15 protein-coding genes are annotated in these 24,549 nt (G+C 46.8%); 11 read left to right on the top strand and 4 right to left on the bottom strand.

Annotated elements, in window-relative coordinates; genetic code table 11:
- Positions 1 to 2 precede the first annotated feature (2 nt).
- The 6 genes from QT996_RS15735 (at position 3) to QT996_RS15710 (ending at position 5,623) form a co-directional block, all read left to right on the top strand.
- Complete coding sequence (locus QT996_RS15735) at positions 3 to 1,172, top strand: J domain-containing protein (RefSeq protein WP_333047638.1); 1,170 nt, start codon at positions 3 to 5, stop codon at positions 1,170 to 1,172.
- A 385-nt stretch (positions 1,173 to 1,557) separates the two neighbouring features.
- Positions 1,558 to 3,993 (top strand): dynamin family protein, encoded by a 2,436-nt coding sequence (locus tag QT996_RS15730; protein WP_333047637.1) that lies wholly within the window; start codon positions 1,558 to 1,560, stop codon positions 3,991 to 3,993.
- Between the two features lie 204 nt (positions 3,994 to 4,197).
- A complete protein-coding gene (locus tag QT996_RS15725; protein WP_333047636.1) occupies positions 4,198 to 4,626 on the top strand; it encodes a KGK domain-containing protein in 429 nt (142 codons plus the stop codon).
- A 40-nt stretch (positions 4,627 to 4,666) separates the two neighbouring features.
- Positions 4,667 to 4,912, top strand: a complete 246-nt coding sequence (locus QT996_RS15720; RefSeq protein WP_015179287.1) for an HNH endonuclease — start codon at positions 4,667 to 4,669, stop codon at positions 4,910 to 4,912.
- A gap of 91 nt (positions 4,913 to 5,003) precedes the next feature.
- Entirely contained in the window at positions 5,004 to 5,240 is a 237-nt protein-coding gene (locus tag QT996_RS15715) for a toxin-antitoxin (TA) system antitoxin (protein ID WP_333047634.1), read from the top strand.
- Positions 5,237 to 5,623, top strand: a complete 387-nt coding sequence (locus QT996_RS15710) for a type II toxin-antitoxin system VapC family toxin (RefSeq protein ID WP_333047633.1) — start codon at positions 5,237 to 5,239, stop codon at positions 5,621 to 5,623. The genes QT996_RS15715 and QT996_RS15710 overlap by 4 nt, the downstream gene beginning before the upstream one ends.
- 2 nt (positions 5,624 to 5,625) lie before the next feature.
- Here the strand turns inward: QT996_RS15710 and QT996_RS15705 are convergent, their stop codons facing one another.
- A complete protein-coding gene (locus QT996_RS15705) occupies positions 5,626 to 9,438 on the bottom strand; it encodes a glycoside hydrolase family 2 TIM barrel-domain containing protein (RefSeq protein WP_333047632.1) in 3,813 nt (1,270 codons plus the stop codon).
- Between the two features lie 229 nt (positions 9,439 to 9,667).
- Between QT996_RS15705 and QT996_RS15700 the strand changes: the two genes are divergently transcribed.
- The 4 genes from QT996_RS15700 (at position 9,668) to QT996_RS15685 (ending at position 21,284) form a co-directional block, all read left to right on the top strand.
- Positions 9,668 to 15,178, top strand: coding sequence for a PAS domain S-box protein (locus QT996_RS15700; RefSeq protein WP_333047631.1), 5,511 nt, complete (start codon positions 9,668 to 9,670; stop codon positions 15,176 to 15,178).
- Positions 15,179 to 15,478: 300 nt separating this feature from the next.
- On the top strand, positions 15,479 to 15,691 hold the full coding sequence (locus tag QT996_RS15695; protein WP_333047630.1) for a hypothetical protein: 213 nt from the start codon (positions 15,479 to 15,481) through the stop codon (positions 15,689 to 15,691).
- 32 nt (positions 15,692 to 15,723) lie between these two features.
- Positions 15,724 to 19,854, top strand: coding sequence for an ATP-binding protein (locus tag QT996_RS15690; RefSeq protein ID WP_333047629.1), 4,131 nt, complete (start codon positions 15,724 to 15,726; stop codon positions 19,852 to 19,854).
- A gap of 107 nt (positions 19,855 to 19,961) precedes the next feature.
- Complete coding sequence (locus QT996_RS15685; protein WP_333047628.1) at positions 19,962 to 21,284, top strand: response regulator; 1,323 nt, start codon at positions 19,962 to 19,964, stop codon at positions 21,282 to 21,284.
- A gap of 145 nt (positions 21,285 to 21,429) precedes the next feature.
- Here QT996_RS15685 and QT996_RS15680 read toward each other — a convergent pair whose 3' ends face one another.
- Both QT996_RS15680 and QT996_RS15675 read right to left on the bottom strand, forming a co-directional pair.
- Positions 21,430 to 21,969, bottom strand: a complete 540-nt coding sequence (locus QT996_RS15680; RefSeq protein ID WP_333047627.1) for a GIY-YIG nuclease family protein — start codon at positions 21,967 to 21,969, stop codon at positions 21,430 to 21,432.
- 59 nt (positions 21,970 to 22,028) lie between these two features.
- Positions 22,029 to 22,355 (bottom strand): hypothetical protein, encoded by a 327-nt coding sequence (locus QT996_RS15675; protein ID WP_333047626.1) that lies wholly within the window; start codon positions 22,353 to 22,355, stop codon positions 22,029 to 22,031.
- Between the two features lie 373 nt (positions 22,356 to 22,728).
- Here QT996_RS15675 and QT996_RS15670 point away from each other — a divergent pair, with 373 nt between their 5' ends.
- Positions 22,729 to 23,529 (top strand): hypothetical protein, encoded by an 801-nt coding sequence (locus QT996_RS15670; protein WP_333047625.1) that lies wholly within the window; start codon positions 22,729 to 22,731, stop codon positions 23,527 to 23,529.
- 93 nt (positions 23,530 to 23,622) lie between these two features.
- Here QT996_RS15670 and QT996_RS15665 read toward each other — a convergent pair whose 3' ends face one another.
- A complete protein-coding gene (locus QT996_RS15665) occupies positions 23,623 to 24,486 on the bottom strand; it encodes a sulfite exporter TauE/SafE family protein (RefSeq protein WP_333047624.1) in 864 nt (287 codons plus the stop codon).
- Positions 24,487 to 24,549: the final 63 nt, after the last annotated feature.

The following is a 24,549-nucleotide window of genomic DNA, read 5'->3' as shown; positions in this document are numbered from 1 at the left end:
CTATGCAGAATTTTCGCAATTACTATCTAATTTTGGGAGTGCCCAAAGATGCCACGGCTGATGAGATAAAAAAAGCCTATCGACGGCTAGCCAGACAGTGGCACCCTGACGTAAATCCAGGTGATAAATCTGCTGAAGATAGGTTTAAGGATATTAATGAAGCTTATGATATTCTTTCCGATCTCGACAAGCGCGCTCAATACGATCAGTTTAGTAAATTCTGGAAACAAAAGGGATTTCAAGGTCAACAAGGGGTGCGACTTCCCAATTTCAAAACTTGGGGAAACAGTAAAACTACCCGCAAAAAACCGACCGAGGATGTCGATTTTAGTGATTACTCGGATTTTAATAAATTTCTCGACCAAGTGCTCGGAAGACGCCGGGAAGTGAGGATGGCGACAGCGAATGATGCACCGGGAGTAGGCTCCTCTGAACCGTGGAGTACGGCTTCTAAGAAAACGAGTTATGTTGCTAATTCTCGCCCACCTAGAAGGGATTTCGACGATCGCGAAATGCGACGGGAAACAGTCGATCGCGAAATGCGACGGGAAACAGTCGATCGCGAAATGCGACGGGAGATAGTCGATCGCGAAATCAGAAGGGATATAGTTGATCGGGAAATGCGACGGGAAATTAGGGAAACAGTCGATCGCGAAACGAGAAGAGACATTGAGGCCAGGCTAACTCTGCCTTTGGAAAGGGCTTATTCGGGTGGTACCGAGCGAATTCGTTTGGAAGATGGGCGAGCGATCGAGGTAAATCTGCCTCCTGCTATGGTATCAGGTCAGCGGATTCGCTTGCGAAATCAAGGTATGGGCGGCGGGGATTTATATTTGAAAATCACGGTTTCTCCCCATCCATTTTTTCGATTGGAAATGTCAGATATTTGCTGCGAATTGCCTCTGACTCCCAGCGAAGCGGTGTTAGGCGGAGATATTGAAGTACCGACGCTGGATGGCCTGGTAAAGATGAAATTGCCACCTGGAGTAACCTCTGGAAAGCGGTTGCGCCTCGCTAACAAGGGCTATCCGACGGGAAATGGCGATCGGGGCGATCAATTGGTAGAAATTCAGGTGTTAATTCCCAAAGAAATTAGTGAAGAGGAACGGGAATTATACGAAAAGTTGCGGCAGGTTGAGTCTTTTAAACCGCGTCAGGATTTATCCGTTTAATGTAGAGTACGCAATGCGCCAGTTTAATTTTCTAAGGGCGCAATAATGCGGTCTTACTACTAATGGTGTACGAAAAATTAGGAGATGCTTGGCTAAATTTTACTGACATATTATCAGATTTAGCCACTTGGCTGTAAATAGATGAGATCAAATCCGTGGGTATAGCAATTATTCATCTCTCTCTTCTATTTCTCAGCGCCTTCTGTGGCCTCTGCGGTTAATAATTCCGAAACAACCGTAAACGAGAGGATTTATCGCCAGAATAGCCGATCGCACTTTCAGCAATCCTGGATCGCATAAGTAAAATTACTGTTGTGATTATTCCTGAACTAGCAGAGAATTAACAATAAGGTAATTTTCCCACAATCAGGAGCAGTCTGCCGTCATGACTCAAATGCCCCCTCAATGCAACAATCTGCAAGAGCAAGTTGATTCTTTAGTGCAACTGCTGCGTCAGGAATCGTCTTTGCGACAACAAGACATCACGGCGGTACAAGCTTCTCTGAAAAAGGCAATTTCTCCTGAGTTTGAAATTGTGTTTGCTGGCGCTTTCAGTGCGGGAAAATCTATGTTAATTAATGCTTTGCTGGAGCGAGAATTGCTCTACAGTGCAGAGGGACACGCGACTGGTACTGAATGTTATATCGCCTTTGCTGATCCGGAAAAAGAGCGCGTTGTTCTAACTTTTTTGAGCGAATTTGAAATTAGCCAACAAGCTTCTGTGCTTTGCCATCAGTTAGGTTTAACTACTGAACTTAATATTAATCAAACAGATGTAGTGTCGCTGTTATCTCAGGGATGCAACATAATTATTGAAACGGAAGGTGGCGAAAATAAATCAGAACTAGCCAAAAAAGCTAAGGCTTTGATGCTGCTGTTAGAAGGTTTTGAGGCAAATCGCGATCGCATCCAAACTCTCGAAAACGCTACCTACTCGATGGAACAGTTTAACTTTTCCAATCTCAAGGAAGCTGCTAGTTATGCCCGTCGCGGTAGTAACAGTGCTGTACTCAAACGAGTAGAATATTACTGTTATCATCCCTTGCTACAAGATGGCAATATTATTATCGATACGCCGGGAATTGATGCGCCAGTACAACGGGATGCAGAATTGACTTATGATAAGATTGAAAGCCCGGATACTTCGGCGGTTGTCTGCGTTTTGAAAGCAGCTTCGTCTGGGGAAATGACGACGGAAGAAACCGAGTTGATGGAAAAAACACGGGGAAATCCGGGAATTCGCGATCGACTGTTTTACATTTTCAACCGCATCGACGAAACTTGGTACAACACGCAACTGCGACAGCGCTTAGAAAATCTGATTAATTCCGACTTTCGCGATACTGCGAGAGTTTACAAAACTAGCGGATTGTTGGGATTTTACGGGAGTTTGATTCGAGGGACAACAGGGCGCGATCGCTTTGGTTTAAATACAATATTTGCCAGCAGCCAAGGACGAGTTTCTGTAGATAATAAATTAGATTCAGAGTTGATCGGTAATAGTGAAGAAACTCCGCAATTTATCAGTGAATTTAACCGATACTGTGCGAATTCCGGCAAACTGTCTCCCAGCAAATTTCGGATTTCCGTGAATAGCTACGAAACACCCAATGAAAATTACGTGCGGATTCTTGCCGAGCAAGGACAACCATTAATTACTCAATTAATTCAAGATAGCGGTATCGAAGATTTTCGCACAGCCATCACCCGTTACCTCACCGAAGAAAAACGCCCGCAACTGTTCAAAAATTTAGCTGACGACTTAGAAGACTTGTGCATTCAACTGCGGAAACATTACCAAACAATTCAGCGGAATTTGGACAGCCAGCCCCGCGAGATTGAAGCGATGAAAGCACAGGAACTTTTGCGGCTAAATCAAGAATTGCAGCAAGTTGGGGAGGAATTTCGCGAACATATCGCCGAAGAAGTCAATGAAATGATTATGAATAAATGCGATATTTTCGATACAGACTTTCGGCAATTGCAATCTCGGATGATCCGCCGCTTGGATGAATTGTTAGACGGATTTTCTGTTGAGGCGGCTTACGGGCGCACTTTGCGAAATCATCCCCGCAATGCTACAGCACCTTTAATTGCTGTTTTAGTTGAAGCACTTTATTATTTAGCGAATCAGTTGGAAGATATTTTAGTAGAGGCTACTAAGTCACTGGTTGATAATTATTTCCAGTATTTGAAAGATAGCGTTCGCAAGTCTGAATACTATCGATTACTTTATCGGTTGTTGGGGAATGATGGGGGCATTGAACAGCAGTTAGAGGAGTTATCAAAGCGGGTTTCTGATGCTTTGGTAAATGCGGCGGGCGTTGAGTGCGATCGCTACGTGCGAGAAAGTCCCCGTTTTTACGACGAAGGCACGTTTTCGATTTATCAATTCCGGGAAACATTGCAGCAAACTTCTCAAGGTTTCGACTGCGAGAACATGGTGGACGCCCAACCGGCAATTCGACAATTATTGCGGCTGGATTTTGAGCCGAAAGTATCGAGAACTATTCGGCAAACTTTCCGCCAAACTGTCAACCAAACCCTGAAAGAGCATTTGTTGCCGCTGGCCCAAAAGCAAGCTGATGATATTTTGCAGAAATACAGTCAAGCCCGCGATTATTTGGAGCAAACTTTAGCACAGGAAGCGGAGGAGAAAATTGCCCGCAACCAGCGGCTGCAAGGGGAGAATGAAGAAAAGATCGAAAAGTACGATCGGGCGGTTTCTGGGATTAATAGTTGTTTGCAGGCGATGAAGTTGCACGAGCATTTGTTGCCTGTAATTGCACAAAATGATAGCGTTTCGGTGGATGGTGAATGATTGCAATTTTGGCGATCGGAAATCGGCGATCGGAAATCGCAGCTACACAGACAAAACCCGCCGATGCGGGTTGAAGACATTCTTAGTGCGCGGAAGCGGACATCGTTTGTATAGCCACCAATTCTATTCGCCGGGATTCTTGTCAAAAATGAGGCAATACCCGATAATCGTTAATAGAGTATTTTGAAAAAATCAACCATAAATATGCAACAACATATCTTTCTAGAAAATTACGAAGATGATGATGTTTGTTCCTTTGACTCTACGATGTTCAAAGTAGGTAGGCTTAGGCAAGTAATGAACTCAGCAATTTCTCTTCAGCTAGAATCTGCACTTGAGGAGGCATTCAAAACTCAAGGATTACAAATCAATACCACTAAATATGATACGCAGTTAAGGTGTAGAGTTGAACAAAAATGGCTTGGTAGCGGTATAGGCTGTGAAACCTTAAAAATAGGGGGCAAAGGCTGGCAAAAAGGTAAAGTTAAAATCAGAGTCAGTGTAGAATTTTGCCCCGACGAACCAGAATTAAAAGAAACACCAGAAAACAACGAGTCAGAAGCTAGCCAACCAGAATCCCCCCTCGATGATTTGCGTCGCCAATTTCTCAATCAAGAAAACTCACCCAGCTAGTCCATCAAACATTCGCGTTCATCTGCGGTTAAAAATCATCATGTCTAAAACCCCCAGAATTCCCATTCCCCCAGAAGTCAGAAAATATGTATTTACTCGCAATAAATACCAATGCCAAAGCTGCGGCCAAACCAAACTAGAAACCCAACTGACGATCGATCATATCATCCCCCTAGCCCGCGGCGGCAGCAACGACATCAGCAACTTGCAAACCCTCTGCGGCACCTGCAACCAAAAGAAAACCGACAAACTAGATCCCCGCTTCCGCCGTCACTTTGACCTTTGATTTTTAACAGTATAATAAAATCAGCAATTTAACATTGAAATTGCTAACCTCTGTTCGATCGCACTTTTAATCCCTAGCTTGGATAACTGCAATGGTGACAAAAACAGTTGACGTGCAAGAAGCACAGACAAATTTAAAAGAGTTATTATCTCTAGCACTTAAAGGCATAGAGGTTGTTCTCACAGAAGGTGGTATTCCCCTTGTCCGTTTAGCGCCGATAGCCTCCCCAACTAAGCAGCGTATAGCGGGATTGCACGCAGGATCGACCTGGACAAGCGACGATTTTGATGAACCATTACCCGACGAATTTTGGACAGGGAATCTATGAAATTACTGCTGGATACTCATACATTTATTTGGTGGGATAGTTCCCCCCAAAAGCTTTCAGCAAAGGCTTTGGCCTTGTGCCAAAATCCAGAAAATATTTTGCTTTTAAGCATTGGCAGCATTTGGGAAATGCAAATCAAGCTTCAACTGGGGAAGCTGAGTCTCAATCTGCCTTTACCAGAACTTATAGAAAGTCAGCAACTGACTAATAATATAGAAGTTTTACCTATTAATTTAACTCATCTTTTCACCTTGGATACCCTACCCAACCATCACAAAGATCCGTTCGATCGCCTGTTGATTTCTCAAGCAATTGTAGAAAACGCTGTGCTGGTGAGTGGCGATTCCATACTAGCCAACTATCCCGTAAAAATAGAGTGGTAAGTCTACCATCGATAATACCGATAAGGATCGTCCCCATTATCAAAATCTGTCTTGTAATCCCAGTGATAAAACTCCCGACTCGAACCGTTAAACACAGATTCATCCGCCTTAAAACTCGCCCCTAAATTAGCCAAAATCTGAGCAGTTGCCCTGGTTTGCCGCCAGCGAGTAAAACGCAAATAAGTCTTAGTATCAGCATTCAAACTGTCCGGTTCAATCTGAGAGAAAATCGCCACACCTTTGCCCACTTGTACCCGACTTAACAAACCGTCAGCGCCGATTTCTCCCCCAGACTTAATCAACCAAGTATCATAAAAAGAGCGCGATCGCAAATCTGAGGCGCTAATCCCCTTCACCTCATCCCAACTCGGAACCGCCAGCGAACCGCCGAAATCCTGCGCTTGCTGCAAACCCACGCCCAAACCCGCAGCAGGCACTTGACGCGGCAAGAAAAATGCCTTCCCGCCAGCATTCAAATAACCGCGTAAATCTGCATCTTTCAGATTCGCTTGTGTCCCCACAATTGCCAAACCAACATCATTAGAAAGCGAACTAGCGCGCTGATAAATTACCCCCAAACTGTCCAACTTTTGGGCATCTCCATCTCCCCCAATTAAAACCACTTGATCCGGTTTTCCAAGTACCGGATAATTCATCCCGTAACTCACAATTTGTTGTACTAGCTGCGCCGCCCCAGCATCTACAGAATAATGGTCTTCCAAATCCAACTCGTTTAAAATCAGCCGCCCTTTTCCGTAATCCAATTCCATCAGCGGCGAATAAGCTAAATCAAACTCAGATTCCAAAATGGGGCGCCAACCGCTGCGGTGCGGCTTCTCAATTGAAGCGCTACTGACACCGCCGCGATTTCCCCAACGCCAGCCGTACCAAGGTTTATTTGCCGGGTTCAAATTAGGGCCAGTTTGGATCGTATCTGGATAAGGTTCAACCAGAGTGCTTTCCCCCACCCAATCCCGCAAATCTTCACTGTCTAAACCGCTAATTGCCGGGTGGTTGCTGTCAACTGGATAAGCGCGGCGGCTGACGTGGGCAGCAACCCGGAAACCCGTATTTTTCAGCCATTCCCGGCGCTGAGGAAACACAATTGCTTTGCCGCCATTTCGTACAAAACTTTCTAAACTTCCCGGCAACTTTTCCCCACTCGAAAACGCTTCCCTACCGATAATTAATAGCGATGAAACTTGCGAACCATTCCACGGTACAAGCTGATGACCTAACTGTTTTAACATTGCCGAGGTTTTGCCCGCTGGATCGAAAATTGCAACCGAATCTTTGATGTTAGATTGTTTGGGAAAAACGCGGAAAGCAAATGTATCAGAATGCGATCGCTCGCCCACCCGTGCCGTCAAGCGAATTTCGCCCTCAGCCTTGCTAGAAATGGTATTTGGCAATTTTACGTCTATTGGGAAAAACAGCGTTTCTGCCGACTCAATCGTCCCTTTTTGCTCGCCTTTTTTTACTTCTTTCCCACCCACCAAAACTCGCCAATTAAACGCAAATTCTTGCCTCGCCCGCGTATCGTTAAGTAACACTACTTGCTTTGCCAGTTTTCCGCCCACAAACAAATTGTGATCTTTCGCAGTAAAAACCGGGTTAGCACCAGCAATCCAAGCCAAAGTCGAGCTATTATTATTCATAATTGCCTCGCCCCCAGGATGAACAGTGTAAGCTTCGGGCTGCAAATAATTCAAAAGATTATTAGAGACTTGCTTCAAATAAACTCCCCGACGACCCGGTTGAAATGCCCCAATATCCACCTTTTTTCTGCCAGCTTCGGAAATTTCCCAACCATGTCCGTCATTCCAAGGAATCATCCCCCCAGACATTCCAAAAGTCCGCCAACTCCGCCAAGTATTTGTGCTGAATAACTGCTGCAACTTTTGAAAAGCGGGTGCAAAATCTAACTCTTTTTTTAAATGCCAGCTTTGATACTCCTGACCCTTGACAAATTGCTCGCGAATTTTAGATTTATAAGCGGCAGTTTCCAAATCGTAAGCCTGCTTGCCAAAATAAATTGCCGCAAACTCAGTCATCCAAGGTTCGCTGAGAATCGCCTGACCAAAACCTTTGCGGTTCCGCATCATCGTTGCGTGCAGAGGAGTGCCAAACTCGACGGCCATGTAGGGCATGTCCCCGGTTTTGCTCCACTCAGAAATCCACTCTTCCCGTTCTTGCAAGGGAATCATATTTAAATAAGAATTCAGCGCATAAACATCGCCGAAGTTTGCGCCTTGGTGTACCATCACAGGTCTAGTTGGGTCTGCCGATTTAATCGCAGCTATAGCGTCATTTCCTAGGGGAGTGTTCACCCGCAAACGCTCGTTTTCGGAGGGACTGAGAGTTCCTTCTACTTTTCTTTTGCCGATGCGACGGGGATTTTGGTCGTCAGCGTTGCCGAAAAAATTAGGACTTGTCGCCCACATTAATACTGATGGATGATTGCGGTAGCGGCGCATTTCAGTCACCATTCGGTCTTTCCAGCGGCTTTTCCACAGGGGGTTCTTCCACTTGCCGTTCAAAGCGAGACGACTAATGTCTAAAGCGGGAGCCATAATTGGAAAACCTTTGAGGTCTGCTCTTTCCGAAAATAACTCTCGGAAGTGCCACGTACCCCGTTCGTCGTGATTCCAAGGCCACATTTCTGTTATGTTAAAACCTGCTTTTACGTAGCCATCAATTAGCCTGTCAGAAACTTCTAGTATCCCGCCTTCCCAAGACTCGGAGTGTAAGTTGGGTCGCAGCCGAATTTCTGTTCCGTTTAAGAAAAATTTGCGCCCTTCTATCCAAAATTCGCGGAAGCCAAAAGGTTGGTCGTATTGCGTGTCAATGCCGCTGCCTTTTACTTGTAATTGCAGGGTGTAAAGGTTTGGTTGCCCGACATCCCAAAGACTGGGATTTGGCCAATTCCACTGAACTTGTACGGTTTGAATTGGTTTAGCTTTAACGTTGGCACTTGCGGTGAAATTTTGTTGTACTTTGCCTTTTTCGTCGAGCATTCGCGCGATTAATTCAACTTGACCGTTTTGGGCAACGTCTTTGAGTTCAACATCTAATTTAACTTGCTTTTTTCTGGTGGAAGTTTGGACGAATACGTCGCTAATTAGCGGGCCTGGGGGAACGCTCAGAAGTCGCACTTCGCCGATGATTCCCCGCGATTGCAATTTGGATTTTTCTGTGTAGATTTCTGTGGGGCCCATGATGACGGCTTTTTCCTTTTCATCGGATACTGCCACGACTAAAATAGATAGGGTGTTTTGACCGGGTTTTGCGGCTTTGGTAATTTCAATAGTGCCGTAGGGCCATGGGATTTGACCGCAGTTAATGCCGTTGATAAAGATGACTGCATCGGTGCTGACTCTGGCTAAGTCGATAAATATGCGGCGGTTTGTCCAGTCGCCGGGAATGTCTATATTTCTCTGATACCAAGCTTTTGATAGTTGTTGGCTGTTGAAGTTTTCCCACTCTTTGCCCCTGCCGCGAGTGATGATTCCGGGTACGGATTCCTTTTTTTCTTTTTGCCAGTCTCCGGGTACTTGGATGGAACCCCAACTTGGAGAGACGGGGGGGTTTTGGAGGTTGCCAACTGCGGGCACAAATTGCCAAGTTCCGTTGAGATAGATTTGGGATCGTTTGTTGTCGATCGCCCCGACGGCCGCGATGGTAAGATTGGGGAAGCCGATCGATATCGCTGAGTTGCTGGCAAAGTTAAAATTTTGAACCGCGTAACCTATGAATCCGAAGACGGTGGCGGCTGCGAAAAATAATCCGATAATTTTGGCCAGCTTGTGATTCACTCGCTTATTGCTCCCAGAAATTAGATAATCTAATTTGTCCCTGGATCTATGATAGCAGTTGTTCCAGCACCAATCCCGCAGCCAATCTGTCTCTGGGAAGATGGCATCCGGCAGACAACTGTGGTTTTGTAAATAAAAAATAGATACTTAGTTTTAAGTTAGTTTTCACAGGGTTGTTTCATCGACATCAGCAATAGTGCGATCGCGCCATCGCTACAGGTCAACAAAAATGAGTCGCTTTCAGGTCTGGCCCTTACCTATTAAATCTTATAGTATTGCTACCTTTAGTGCCGGCATGGCTTTACTGCTGACAACTCTGTTACTGTTGGCACTCACGGCAACTCCTACAATCTTCTTACTTTTTGGGCCCGCAATGTTTAGCGCTTGGTATTCTGGCTTAAAGTCCACAGAAAAAAGACTAGAAATAGAACGTAAGATTATTTCAAAAGCAATTGAGACGACTGCTTGCTTGATTGTAGTTCTCGACAGCCAAGGACGGATTGTCCGGTTTAACCAAGCTTGCGAAAAAACTACAGGCTACTCGACAGCAGAAGTGATCAATAAATATGTTTGGGATTTGTTCTTAATTTCCGAAGAAATAGAGCCAGTTAAAACAGTTTTTGCTAAGCTGAAGGTCGAAAATTTTCATAGCGAATATCAAAACTATTGGCGCACTAAAAATGGGGATAAGCGCTTAATTTCTTGGTCTAATACTGTGAGCCTAGATGGCGAAGGCTTGGTGGAATATGTGATAGCAACTGGCATCGATATTACTGACCGCAAAGAAGCAGAAATAGCCCTGGCATTATCCTACACTAAGCTAGAAAGCCGCGTCAAACAGCGAACAGCAGAACTGACAGTAGCTAAAGAAGCGCTGCAAGCTCAAGAAGAACGATTTCGCTGTTTAAGTTCCTGTTCGCCAGTCGGCATTTTTATGGCAGATTTTGAGGGGCGCTACACCTATGCAAACCCTCGCTGTCAGGCTATTTGCGGCTTGAGTTTACCAGAACTTTTAGGAGAAGGTTGGGAAAATTGCATTCACCCGGAAGACTGCGATCGCGTATTGGCCCGATGGTGGGATTATACTCGGCAAGGTGGGGAATATGCGATCGAGTATCGCCTGCAAACACCAGAGGGGATTGTGCGCTGGATTAACGTTTGTTCCTCGCCGATGTTCTCCGACTCCGGCGAACTCATCGGGTACGTGGGCACGATGAGAGATGTCACCGAAAGACAACAAGCGCAAACAGCTTTGGCAAGCAGCGAACAGCAACTGAGAAGGCTGCTAGAAAATACGCCAGACCTCATTATCCGCACGGACAAAGAACTGCGCTATATGTATGTCAATCAAGCAGTTGAAAGAAGCCAAGCAAAACCGCTTTCATTCTTCCTGGGTAAAACCAGTCAAGAAATAGGAATGCCGCCGGAACTGTGCCAGATGTGGGATGAAAGCCTGCACAAAGTGTTAGAAACAGGTCAAGAAGAAATTATCGAATTTCAGGCTTTATCAATCAACGGCCTCCGAAGTTATCAATCCCGCGTAGTTCCCGAATTGGACAAAAATGGCGTAGCAGAATCGGCCTTAATAGTCGCCCGCGATATTACAGAAATAAAACTTGCAGAAACTCAAAGATTGCAGTTAACAATCGAGCAAACAGCGAGGGAACAAGCGGAAATAGAACAGCAGCGATCGGCATTTTTAGCAGAAGTCAGCAAAATGCTGGCTGATGCGTTTGACGGGGAAACGGCGCTGCAAAAGGTAGCAGAATTAGCAATAAATTCGATCGCAGACGGGTGCTGCATTCATTTGACCGAAACCGACTCAAAAGTGCGCCAAGTCGCTGTGGCTCACGCAGAAGCCTCTATAGTTGATAGTCTGAATAACTTGAGAATCCGCAATCCGATCGCCGACAATGCTGTTAACGGCTATCCGCTGGTAATCCGCACCGGAAAATCCGAACTACTTGCCGAAGTGGATAAGGAAATTTTAGCAGCAGTCGCCGACAATGCAGCAGAAATGGAAATATTGCGATCGCTCAATATCGGATCTCACGCTTGCGTACCGCTAAAGGCACGCGGGCGGGTAATGGGTTCCATCACTTGCTTTACCTCAAAGTTGGGCCGCCGCTACAGTACAGAAGACATGGCAATGCTAGAAGATTTAGCATATCGCGTGGCGATCGCCCTAGACAACGCCAGACTTTACGCAGAAGCGCAGCAAGCACTATCTCAAACATCGCAATCCTTCGCCTTAATTGACTCGCTGTTAGAAGCATCTCCCCTAGCGATTTGCTTTATGGATCGCGAAATGCGCTTCATCCGCATCAATCAAGTATTAGCAGAACTCAACGGTTTGCCGATAGAACAGCATCTCGGCCAAGACTTCCGGCAATTGTTGCCAGAACATGCAGCCAAATTTGCGCCGATTATTCAGCAAGTTTTAGAAACTGGCCAGCCTGTCTTAAACTTAGAAATGAGCGGCGAACCTGATGGGAAACCGGGATATTTTGGTTACTGGCTTGCCAACTACTACCCAGTGAAAAATGAAAGGGGAGAAATAATCGGAGTCGGCCTAATTATCACCGACATTACCGCAGCCAAACAAACAGAATTAGCATTGCGGGAAAGCGAAATGCGCTTCCGCAGCGTGGTAGAATCTAACATGATCGGCATCGGCTTCTGGGATGTCAGCGGCGAAGTTACGGACGCTAACGACGCTTTGCTGGAAATGATTGGATATACGAGGGAAGACTTAGTTTCAAGAGAGATCCGCTGGCTCGAACTTACGGCGCCGGAATATCTAGAACTCGATCGCATCGCCGTCGCGCAAGTCGAAGCAGAAGGAAGTTGCACACCTTTTGAAAAAGAATATCTCCGCAAAGACGGCACGCGGTTCCCAGTTTTAGTCGGTGGCGGACACTTCCAAGGGTGCAAAGACAAAGGAGCATTCTTCGTGCTCGATATCAGCGCTCGCAAACAAGCCCAAAATCAACTTCGAGAAAGCGAAATACGCATTCGCCGCCAACTAGCAGAACTCGACTTAGTTTACAACACCACACCAGTCGGGCTGTGCTTTGTAGATACCAATTTGCGCTACATCCGCATCAACGAATGCCTCGCTGCCATCAACGGCCGATCGATCGCAGATCACCTCGGGCGCACCGTTAGAGAAGCGAGTCCCGAAATCGCCGATATGGTAGAGCGGATTTACGGCCAAGTGCTGGCGACGCAAACCCCCGTGCTCGACTTGGAAGTTAAGGCCGCAACCAAGCAACAGCCGGGAGTTTGGCGGGATTGGCAAATCAGCTTTTACCCCGTGATCGATGAATCAGGAACACTGCTGGGAGTCAGCACCGTGGTTGCCGAAATCACCGATCGTAACCAAGCAAAACGGGTAATGCAGCAAAGCGAAGCCATATTCCGGCGGCTGTTCGAGTCAAATATTTTCGGAGTCGCGATCGGCGATTTTAGCGGTCGCATCGCCTACGCCAACCAATCCCTGCTCAACATGGTCGGCTACACCCGCTCAGACTTGCTCTCAGGTCAAATGCGGTGGGACAGGATGACCCCCCCCGAATACCTGCACCTCGACGCCTTAGCGGCCGGGGAACTGCGGGCTAAGGGAGTGGCAACTCCTTTCAAGAAAGAGTACATCCGCAAAGATGGCAGCCGCGTGCCGATTCTGATGGGCGGGACGACTCTGAACCCGGACGATCGCGAACCGGAAACGATCGTCGCATTCTTCATCGACTTGACCGAGATATCGCGGGTGGAAGCAGAACTCAAAAACAATCAAGAACGGCTGCAAATCGCTCAGCAAGCAGGCAAAATCGGAACTTTTGAATTGAACATCCAAACCTGCGAGGTCGCGTGTACGCCGGAGTTAGAGGCTTTGTACGGGCTGCCTGTCGGCAGTTTAGACAGCTATCAACGTTGGGCCCAAATGGTGCATCCAGACGATCGCGCTGTTACCGAAAAGCAGGTGCAGGCTGCGGTGGCCTCCGGGGAGGAATTAAACATTGAGTTCCGCATCTGCCGCCCGGACAAAAGCGTGGGCTGGATTGCTTGCAGGGCTAAGGTGTTTCAGGACGATCGCGGTTTGCCTTGGCGGATGATCGGGGTGAACGTCGATATCAGCGATCGCAAAGAAGCAGAAGCAGCGCGATCGCACATCAATCAAACTTTAGAAGCCTTGATTCAGGCTTGTCCTCTGTCAATTACCGTTTTCAGTGCCGACGACGGCACTGTGAAAATGTGGAACCCAGCCGCCGAGAGGATTTTTGGCTGGTCCGAATCAGAGGCGGTAGGTCAATTTGTGCCCAGCATTCCCCCAGACAAGCGGGAGGAATTCATGGCGAACTTGGAAGGAATTCGCGAAGGAAACCCGCTCGCCGGCATGGAAACCCAGCGCCAAAGGAAAGACGGCACTTCGATCGACCTCGCTGTGTGGGCAACTCCAGTCCGCGACAGCAACGGCAACATCCACTGTATGTCGATCGTCGCCGACATCAGCGATCGCAAGCAAGTCGAAGCACAACGCGCTCAGTTGCTCGATCGCGAACAAGCCGCGCGCGCCCAAGCAGAAGCCATCAACCGCCAGAAAGACGAGTTTCTAGCTACTCTTTCCCACGAACTCCGCACGCCTATAAATGTGATTCTGGGGTGGGCGCAGAGGCTGCGCGCCCTCCCGTACACGGAAGATGATTTAGTTTGCGGTTTGGAGGCGATCGAGCGTCAGTCGAGGGTGCAGGTGCAGCTAGTGGAAGATTTGCTCGACGTTTCCCGGATTATTCAAGGCAAGCTGGATCTGAAACCCGGCTGGTTGATCATGAGAAAGACGATCGAGGTTGCTCTGAATTCAGTTCGTTTCGCCGCCGAGGCCAAGTCTGTCAAGGTTTCCTCAGAATTTGACCCCGCAGTCGGCTTGATGTGGGGCGACGCCCAGAGGTTACAGCAGATAGTGTCGAATTTGCTGACTAACGCCGTGAAATTTACGCCTTCGGGGGGAACTGTGGAAGTGCGCTTGTCTGCGCTAGCTGTTAACGATTCCTCATCACCTAATTGCGTGCAAATTACTGTCAGCGATACCGGAAAGGGCATTTCCAAAGAGTTTCTGCCCTACGTGTTCGATCGCTTCCGACAAGCAGACGGCTCGATTACTAGGGATGACAGCGGTTTGGGACTGGGATTGGCGATCGTCCGGCACTTGGTGGAACTCCACGGCGGCACTGTGACTGCGGAAAGTCCGGGTAAAAACAAGGGTGCGACATTTACCGTGAAACTGCCGCTCAAACAGCGTCGGAGTAAGCAGCCACAGTTGAGAGGGGAAAAGAAATCCGATCAAATGCGTCCGGGTATTTTGGCAGGTTTAAAAGTGTTGGTAGTTGACGACGAACCCGACAACCGCCAGTTTTTGATTGTTGCGCTTGAACAGTTGGGGGCGACTGCGACTGCGGCTGCTTCGGCTGCGGAGGCGATCGACATTTTACAGCAGTCGCCACCGGATATTTTAGTCAGCGATATCGGTATGCCCGTTGAGGACGGCTACTCGCTGATCCGCAAAGTGCGATCGTCCGCATCCGACAAAATCAAGCGCCTGCCGGCTGTGGCGCTGACAGCTTATGCTAGCGAACAAGACCGCGATCGGGCGATCGCCGCCGGTTACAACGAACACTTAACAAAGCCGATCGAAAGCGCTCTATTCGCCGCCGTTTTAGCCAAGTTAAAAAATTTGCATTAGGGCGATCGGGTTCGATGAACGCACAAATAAGATCATTTCCGTTTGATTCGGATTTTTATGATATTAAATCTTGTAAGGGCGGCTTCACCAATAATAATTGCCCATAATCCAATACGGTTCAGATAAGACCGATTCCCCCTAGCCCCCCTTAAAAAGGGGGGGACAAGAAGTTGCTCAAAGTCCCCCAACAACCAGGGGGATTTAGGGGGATCTCCGGGGAATTAACAGTGTTAACTGAACCGTATTGACCCATAATCTACAATCTCATAAACCCGCCCCCGCTGGCTTTTCATTAACAACATGATTGCCGATACACACAAAGAAATTAGAAAAGTTATCACAGTTTATGTAAGTAAAAATCAGTCAAATGCCAAACAGCTAGAAACAGAACTGACAGAAGCAAATTTTGACAGCCGCGCCCAATCCTCGCTAGTAGTTGGTTATATTGAAGCGGGCGCAAAATTCACAGTTTTTGCGCGCCAATTGCCGGGAAAGGCACGCTACAGCAGTTAAAATACGATTGTCAGCGCAATTGGTTCACACCCATGCCCATTTATCACTTCAACCGCCTAACCGCAAAATTTTTCAGCAAACTTCCGCTGCGAACGGTTCTGATTGTTCCGTTTGTTTTGCAAACGGTGAGTGTAGTTGGGCTAGTGGGCTATCTTTCTTTCAAAAGTGGTCAGGAATCAGTCGAGGATGTGGCGCATCAGTTAATCGAACAAGTAGGAGAGCGAATTAGCGATCGCCTCACCGATAATAATGGACTGTCAGCAATCAATACCTTTTTGGCTAGGCTGCATTTCTCGGCATCGGGACAAACTTTTATTATGGATCGATCGGGCAATCTGATTGCCACATCTACACGAGAAACACCCTTGGTGACGCCAGCAAAAAAGCAACCGACGCCATTGCTAGCCACCAACAGCAAGGATGCCCGAACGCGAGATATTGCTCGACAACTCGCCAACCGATTTGACCACTTTCGCACGCTGCAAACAACCCAGCGATTTACCTTGACGAGCAAGCGCGATAGGCAGTTTGTCCGCGTCACTCCCTATCGAGATGCCCGTGGTTTGGATTGGTTAATTATCGTGGTGGTGCCAGAGTCTGATTTCATGGCTCCGATTCAAGCAAATACGCGCAATACATTGTGGTTATTGGCCGGTACACTGCCGCTGGCGATCGCGATCGGATTGTTGACTTCCCGTTGGGTAACAAAGCCAATTATGCGTTTGAATACCGCCGCCAAAAATGTTGCCAAAGGAAAATGGGATCAACCTTTAGAAATTAAACGCTTGGATGAAGTCGGAGAACTGGCCAATTCCTTCAATCTTATGGCAGCGCAACTGCAACAGGCTTTTGCAGACCAAAAATCTTTAAATGAAGCTTTAGCGCAGAGGGAGAGCCAACTCCAGCAATTTATCGAAGCCATACCTGCGGGAGTATCTATCCACGATGCCTCGGGTAAAGTCGTGTACTTCAACGAAACTGCCAAGCATTGGCTCGGCGTAGAAACTATCCCCGATGCGACTTTAGAAGAAGCAGTAGAAGTTTATCAAATGTACCGCCAAAACCAGCCGTATCCAATTGAAGAACTGCCTGCATTCCGAGCACTGCGCGGCGAAACGGTATTTCTTGAAGATATAGAACTTTATCGAGATGGGAAATTTATTCCTTTTGAGGTACGCGCCACACCCATTTTCGACGAAGGCGGAAACATTATTTATGCCATCATTACTTTTTCTAACATCGCACAGCGCAAACAATATGAAAAAATATTAACTGACTACAATCGCACTTTAGAAGCCGAAGTTGCCCAACGTACCTGGGCTTTAGCTCGTGCTAGCGAACTATTACAATATGAAATGGCAGATCGCAAATTGCTCGAACAAAAACTTTACACTTCTGCCGAGCAAGTTGTAAAAATATTTGAGTCGATAACTGATGTTGTATTGATTTTTAACCATGCAGAAAAAAGCATCCAAATTTTACCTACAAAGGGGATTTTTCAATACAACTATCAGACTAATCAGATCGACTCCATTCTCGAACAATTATTTCACGAGGAAGGCGAGGAGATTTATTTCGGTCAAGTTCGACAGGCATTGGAAACCAAACAAACTATTAGTTTTGATTACAGCCTGCGGATTAATAACAAAGAAGTTTGGTTTGCTGCTAAAATTTCGCCACTGTCCGATAGCTCCGCTGTTTGGGTAGCCCGCGATATTAGCGATCGCCAGTTTGCCGAAGCCCGACTGCTGGAAGCCCAAAAAATTGCCCGTATTGGCAGTTGGGAACACGATATCGCCACAAAAACCACTACTTGGAGCGAGGAACTATATCGCATTTACGAGCTCGATCCGACTCAAAAACCGCTGCCAACCGAACAATTAATCGAGCATTTTCATCCCGAAGATCGATCGCGCTATGTCAAAATGGTTCGCGATCAAGCTATGTCGGGGCAAAGCTTTGAAATTGATCTGCGGCTAATCCGAAGAGATGGCTCGCTCAGTTACATTGAAGTTCGAGGGAAACCGGTTTATGATAAAAAAGGCGAGTTGATCCGTTTGTTCGGCACTGTTTTGGATATTAGCGATCGCAAACAAGCGGAGTCAGCTTTGCGAGAAAGCGCCGAGAGGGAACAAGCCATCGCCCGATCGATCGAGCGCATCCGTCAATCCTTAGATATTGACACAATATTCAAAACCACCACCTCTGAACTGCGACAAACCCTAAAATGCGATCGTGTCGGTATCTATCGCTTTAATCCTGATTGGAGTGGGGAATTTGTTGCCGAATCAATGGCTCCCGGCTGGATATCACTGATGCAACAACCCGACGATTTTAATGTGCCCAACACTCTCGTCGAACACTCTCGCTGTACCGTAAAAACTATGCAAGCCGGCGGTACACCAGTGCTGGATACCTATCTACAAAAAAATCAAGGCGGTATGTACGCTAGAGGCGTTCCTTACCGCATAATTGAAGACATCTACAGCGCTGGCTTGAGTCCTTGTTACATAGAACTGTTAAAACAATTTCAAGCTAGAGCCTACGTTATTTTCCCCATATTTTGTGGCACTCAACTTTGGGGTTTGCTCGCCAGCTATCAAAATTCTGAACCCCGCACTTGGCGCGAAGCAGAAATCAATATTGGGCTGCAAATTAGCACCCAATTGGGAGTCGCCTTACAACAAGCTCAATTGCTCGAAGCCACGCAACAGCAAGCAGTACAGCTTCAACAAGCCGCCTGGGCCGCAGAAGCCGCCAACCTTGCCAAAAGCACTTTCCTGGCAAATATGAGCCACGAACTCCGCACCCCGCTAAACGCAATTCTAGGCTTCTCTCAATTGATGCAGCGCTCTACCAACCTCACTCGCGAACAACAGGAAAATATCCGCATCATCAACCGCAGCGGAGAACACTTGCTCGCTCTAATCAATCAAATATTAGATTTAGCCAAAATAGAGGCGGGACGCATTACAATCAACCCAACAGACTTTCAATTAAGCAGCCTGTTGAACGATTTGGAAGAGATGTTTCAACTCCAGGCAAGGGAGCAACAATTGCAGTTAATATTTGACTGCTCTCGCGAAGTTCCCGAATACGTGCAAACCGATCAACTTAAGTTGCGCCAAGTCTTAATCAATCTCCTCTCTAACGCCATTAAATTTACGAAACAAGGAGTAATTAGGTTAACAGTAAGTGCGGTTAGGGAGGGTGAATCTCAGCAATTACTAATGAGTAATTACCAATTACATTTTGAAATAGAAGACACTGGCTCCGGCATAGCTGCTGATGAGTTAGATAAACTTTTTCAAGCCTTTGTGCAAACCAAAACAGGAACAAAATCTCAGCAAGGAACAGGCTTGGGACTGGCTATCAGCCAACAGTTTATCAACCTGATGGGTGGCGTGATTACTGTACGCAGTGAAGTAGGGCGCGGCACCACATTCGCGTTTGATATCCCCGTCAGCGCCGTTGATGCCCCGGCGACTCAACCCGTACAGCCACTGCGTCGGGTGATAGCGCTCGAACCCAACCAGCCACGCTATCGTATTTTGATTGTGGACGATCAATCGGACAACCGCCAACTGCTGATCAAACTCCTCGCTGCCTTTAACTTTGAACTCCAAGAAGCCACCAACGGCATAGAAGCTATTGAAATGTGGTCGAGTTTTGAGCCACACTTAATTTTTATGGATATGTGGATGCCCGTGATGGATGGACATGAAGCGACCAAGCGCATTAAAGCCACTGTTAAAGGTCAAGCTACCGCAATTATTGCCGTGAGTGCCGGTAACGCCGAGGAAGCGCAAACCGTTACTGTATCAGATGATTGCGATGACTTTATCCACAAACCCTTTCGAGATACAGAAATTTTTGCCACCCTGCACAAACATCTGGGAGTGCGTTACATTTACGGTGAATCGGAGAGTGTTCCCGAGTCAACTCAAATTGAGGCTGCGACTCCAGAGACTCTAGCAGCTTTACCCGCAGATTGGCTGGCAGCTTTAGAGAAAGCCACAATTGAGTGCGATTTAGAGTTAATTCTGATCCAAATTGAGCAAATTCGCGATCGCAATGACGCTTTAGCTAGCGCTCTAGCCACATTGGCTAACGAGTTTCAGTTCAATCAAATACTAGCTCTCATCCATCCCGAACCAAAATAATAAGGATATGAGATAGGTTTGTAGTGAGTACGCGATCGTCCTCATAAAACCCGATCGGGCGATCGTACTCACTACAAACCTATAAAGGTTATTTTACCGAAATAGATATGAATTACGAACCAACTCCCGTCATAAAAGGGAATATTTTAATTGTTGATGATATTCCGGCTAATTTGCAACTTTTAGCTCAAATACTCTCGCAGCAAGGGTACAAAACACGCACCGCACCCGACGGCAAACTAGCGCTGCGGTCGATCGAATTAACTCCTCCTGACTTGATTTTGCTCGACATCATGATGCCCGGTATGGACGGCTACAAAGTCTGCGAAGTATTGAAAGCTTCTCCCACAACCAAGGATATTCCAGTTATTTTTATCAGCGCTTTGAATGAAGTATTAGATAAAGTCAAAGCATTTGAAGTTGGTGGTATAGATTATATCACAAAACCATTTCAGGAACAAGAAGTTCTCGCCCGCGTCTCAAATCAACTCGTGCAGCGCCAGTTGTTCCAACAAACACAATCCTATGCCAAGGAACTAGAACAAACCGTAACTGAACTCAAAAAGACTCAAGCTCAGTTAATACAGAAGGAAAAAATGGCTTCTTTAGGTCAGCTAGCGGCAGGAATTGCTCACGAAATCAACAATCCCGTCAGCTTTATCTACGGCAATATTTCTCTAGCGGCGGAGTATGCGCGAGATTTGCTTCGCCTCGTTGAATTGTACCGACATTACTACCCCCACCCCGTTGCAGAAATTCTCGGCGAATTGGACGAGATTCAACCCGAATTCATCGCAGAGGATTATCCAAAACTGCTGAATTCGATGACAGAGGGTGCTTCTCGGATTAGCGAAATTGTGATGTCTTTGCGGAACTTCTCCCGCCTTGGCGAACAAAAGTACAAGCCAGTGGATATTCATGAAGGCATTGACAATACTTTAGTTATTTTGCAACATCGGCTAAAGGGAGCAAACAAAGCTGGTGAGATAGAGGTCATTAAAAACTACAGCCAACTGCCAAGAGTCACCTGTTACGCCAGTGAGTTAAATCAGGTGTTCATGAATCTGCTAACTAATGCTATTGATGCCCTGGAAAATCAATCGTCCCCCCGAAAAATTACTATCAGCACTTCAGTAGGTTTTGAGTCAGAAGCTGCGCTGCACAATCACGATTCAATATTAGCCACTCAAAACAATCAATCCGTTGTGATTAACATTGCCGATAACGGTTGTGGCATGAGTGAGGAAGTGCGCCACCAGATATTTGACCCATTTTTTACTACGAAGCCTGTAGGCCGCGGTACTGGATTAGGGTTGGCAATCAGTCACGATATTGTAGTGGAAAAACATCGAGGTCAAATCAGTTGTATTTCTGCTCCGGGCCGAGGAACAGAGTTAATTTTGCAGATTCCGATATGTGTTAAATCTTAACTGTTAAAATCTTAACAGACGGAGATGATATATCAGATAGATTGTAGCCGAGCATCTGTAGGGAAACGGCAATGCCGTTTCCGGCGCGGGAATGAGGGAAACGGCAATGCAGTTTCCCTACGGTTCGCATTAAGGACTATTGTATTTACTTTAAATCGAGCAATCCGCTAGTTTTTAGCTTGGGATTAAACCGGATTTCTTCAGTTACACCGCGAGCTTTGAGGAGCGATAAAATTTCATTTTCCACCCGCCGCGCGACATTTTTCAACAATTTATCTTTGGCAATTTCATCGGCGAAGATACCTTCATAATTTGCCGTTTCTTGGGCGGTCATCACAGTTTTGGTGTCGATGGGGTCGTTCCACTTGGCAGCATCGGCACCGTTACCCTGGGGTTGGGAACCGTTTTCGGCAATCCAACTTGATCGGATGCTTTCTAGGATAGTGCGGCTGGGCTTGTCAATAGTTTGGACTTTCAGCCAGTAGCAATATTGGGTTTGGCGTACCAAATGCTGTTTGAGGCTGAGGTAAATGTCGCGAGAATAGCCGACAAATTGCAGCACTTTCTCGCTGTCAAAAATCGCGTAAACGCCGATTTTTCCCTGGACAAAATCGGGCAATTTTCCCTCGGAGTCTATGTATGGAATGAATTCTAAGCTGGCGAGAGAGTGAATGTCTTCTGTCATCCGATTTTAGATTTTAGATTTTAGATTTTAGATTAAACCACAGATTAGCCAGCCTTTACCTAACTCTTAAAAACTCGATAAACGGCACAGAGGCGGCTGGGTTTAAATATTTTGGCTTGGAACATGAAATTAGGGGGGACGTTGACGATCGCAAAATCGCTCGATTCATGATACTTTTCAAATTCAGCAGGCATTCCCTTCGGCGTCTCGCTGCTGTAAGGGACTGGCTGAAAAAGTAACTCGGCAAACTCAATGCGCGAGCACTGCAATTGTAGGGCTATTTGTTGGACAAAGCTTTCACCTGTTAATAAACCGAACAGTGCAGTTTTAGCCTCTGGTTCGAGGACAAAACTGCTATCGTAGCTTTCAATAATCTTAAGACCCATTTTCTGTATACTCCTGACAGATGGCGGTTAACGGTTATTGGTTAACTGTTGATCGATCGACTTAATCCTGAATTTTACCTGAGATTGACCGTTTTGAAGGCAGAAGGTATTCGCCAGGAGGTCAATCGATTTTAGATTTGAGATTTTAGATTAAAGAATTGAAGCCTTGACCCCAGGGATAAATTCGGGGGGCAAGTTTCATGGGATACAGGTTTTTTATTTCTCCAGGGATGAATCCGGGGGCTTGTATCCTGGATGATTTCGGTCAATAAAAATACCACAATCAGGAAATTTTGACAAATAGCCCTGATTTATTTGCCGATCGCTTTTATCATGTCCGTATCGCCATCTATCCGACTACGACTAAAAGGCTATGCAGAAGATTGAAAAAGCATCATTCCCAGCTTCCAGAAGTGCCCCGAACCAGCCGGACTGGCTAGAATTGGTAGAATACGCCTCTGTGGCTGGTTCAGCGATTGGCACGATTGCTGCTGGATTGTCTGGCCAAATTCTCTACGCTGCCGCCCCCTTAACCGCAGCACTCTCGCTGAATATCGCCAATCGCCAGCGTTTCGAGCAACAAATGCAACAAAAGGCAAATTCTGCGATTACGGACGTACAGGCCGCAGTAGAACGTCGATCGCAGCAAGTTCAGATACTACCTGGACAACCTGCGGAACTCTACACCGCTGTCTCCGACTTGCAGCAAAAACTCCTGGGCTTGGAATCCGGCGTCATCGCCGAGGTACAAGCTGCCGTAGCCTCCCTCGAACGCCAAGCCCAGGCGCTGCCGGCAGATTCTCAGGATTTCAACACGCAACTGTCGGATTTGCAGCAAAAACTCCGCATTTTGGAAAATAGCGCCCTGAGAGAGCATGATTGGGAAAATGTCAACGTCCGATTTTTATTGATGGGCGAACAGTTAACTGAAGTTAAAACTATTACGACTCAGTTACAGGAGCGATCGAACGAAGTAGACTTCGATACAATCCAAGGTTCTCTCAAGCAATTGCAGGATTTGCTCGATCGACCCACAATAGACACAGGGATGTTGCAAACCGAGATTCAGCGTTTGCAGCAGCAAGTTTCCGAGTTGCAGCGGCAAAATCAAGAAATTGTCAAGCCTTATTTGCAGCGTCTGACTCGCGCCGTGAAGAAACTATCCGCAAATTAGTCTTACTTATTCGTTTTTCGTAGGGTGCAGCGCGGGCATCTTCCCGCAGTCTTTTGTAGGGTGCGCCGGGCCGCGCACCTTACCAATTACCAATTACCCGTTACTAAATTTTTGCCAAGCTTGCCAGAAAACATAAATCGATAAGATTGCCAAGAGCGATCGAAAAGCTAAACTAATAGTGCGATCGGGCAATCTCGGCAAAAACCGCGTGCTCACCTGCGCGCCCAACAAACCGCCGCCCCCCAGAATTAACCCCACAACCCACAAAACATTGCCGCGCGCCGCGTGTCCCGCCGTCGCCGAAATTGCCGTGATGACGATGACGCCCAAGCTGGTTTGAATTGCGGTTTTAATGCTTTCTCCTAACAGCAAAATTTGCAGGGGAACCATAATCACGCCGCCGCCTACGCCGAACAAACCCGCTAATAACCCCGCAGCACTGCCTGTAGCAATTTTAGCAAAAGTTGGATTGAATAAAATATTTGAATTATTGGGTAATTCGTGATTGGTAATTGGTAATTGAGCCTTGTCTCCTTGTCCCGCTTCTCCTCTTAGTTCCTCTTGTTCTGCTTCCGCTTTCTTCTTAGCTGTCAGGTGCTTGCGAACTTCAATCAAATAAATATTGAGCCACAGCAACAACCCAAAAGTAAGTAACAGCAAGTAAGGCGGAAATATCCCCGCCAAATAAGCACCGATTTGTGCGGTAATGACGGCTGGAAATCCGATGCCTGCGACTTGGCTCAAGCTGAGGTAGCCCATGCGCCAATTCTGGATGCTGCCAGAAATAGCTGTAATGACGATCGACAAACCGCTAGTAGCAACCGCCTGTACCGGAGCGTACTTGAGAGCCACCAACAAAGGCACGAGCACCGTACCGCCACCAATACCCAAAAATCCAGCTAGAATTCCGGCAAAAATTCCGGCCGCACCCAACATCAATAATTCACTGATAGTCATTAGTCATTACTCAGTAGTCAACAGTTAACAGTCAACAGTCAACAGTTAACAGTCAACAATCAA

The sequence above is a fragment of the Microcoleus sp. S13C4 genome (assembly GCF_036700865.1).
Lineage (GTDB): Bacteria > Cyanobacteriota > Cyanobacteriia > Cyanobacteriales > Microcoleaceae > Microcoleus.
Note: the sequence above shows the minus strand (reverse complement) of the source record. Positions and strands in the feature narration are given on the sequence as shown.

Bases quoted from the DNA above. Each gene is read 5' to 3' on its own strand.
- QT996_RS15735 (WP_333047638.1), top strand. From the start codon at position 3: ATGCAGAATTTTCGCAATTACTATCTAATTTTGGGAGTGCCCAAAGAT.
- QT996_RS15730 (WP_333047637.1), top strand. From the start codon at position 1,558: ATGACTCAAATGCCCCCTCAATGCAACAATCTGCAAGAGCAAGTTGAT.
- QT996_RS15725 (WP_333047636.1), top strand. From the start codon at position 4,198: ATGCAACAACATATCTTTCTAGAAAATTACGAAGATGATGATGTTTGT.
- QT996_RS15720 (WP_015179287.1), top strand. From the start codon at position 4,667: ATGTCTAAAACCCCCAGAATTCCCATTCCCCCAGAAGTCAGAAAATAT.
- QT996_RS15715 (WP_333047634.1), top strand. From the start codon at position 5,004: ATGGTGACAAAAACAGTTGACGTGCAAGAAGCACAGACAAATTTAAAA.
- QT996_RS15710 (WP_333047633.1), top strand. From the start codon at position 5,237: ATGAAATTACTGCTGGATACTCATACATTTATTTGGTGGGATAGTTCC.
- QT996_RS15700 (WP_333047631.1), top strand. From the start codon at position 9,668: ATGAGTCGCTTTCAGGTCTGGCCCTTACCTATTAAATCTTATAGTATT.
- QT996_RS15695 (WP_333047630.1), top strand. From the start codon at position 15,479: ATGATTGCCGATACACACAAAGAAATTAGAAAAGTTATCACAGTTTAT.
- QT996_RS15690 (WP_333047629.1), top strand. From the start codon at position 15,724: ATGCCCATTTATCACTTCAACCGCCTAACCGCAAAATTTTTCAGCAAA.
- QT996_RS15685 (WP_333047628.1), top strand. From the start codon at position 19,962: ATGAATTACGAACCAACTCCCGTCATAAAAGGGAATATTTTAATTGTT.
- QT996_RS15680 (WP_333047627.1), bottom strand. From the start codon at position 21,969: ATGACAGAAGACATTCACTCTCTCGCCAGCTTAGAATTCATTCCATAC.
- QT996_RS15675 (WP_333047626.1), bottom strand. From the start codon at position 22,355: ATGGGTCTTAAGATTATTGAAAGCTACGATAGCAGTTTTGTCCTCGAA.
- QT996_RS15670 (WP_333047625.1), top strand. From the start codon at position 22,729: ATGCAGAAGATTGAAAAAGCATCATTCCCAGCTTCCAGAAGTGCCCCG.
- QT996_RS15665 (WP_333047624.1), bottom strand. From the start codon at position 24,486: ATGACTATCAGTGAATTATTGATGTTGGGTGCGGCCGGAATTTTTGCC.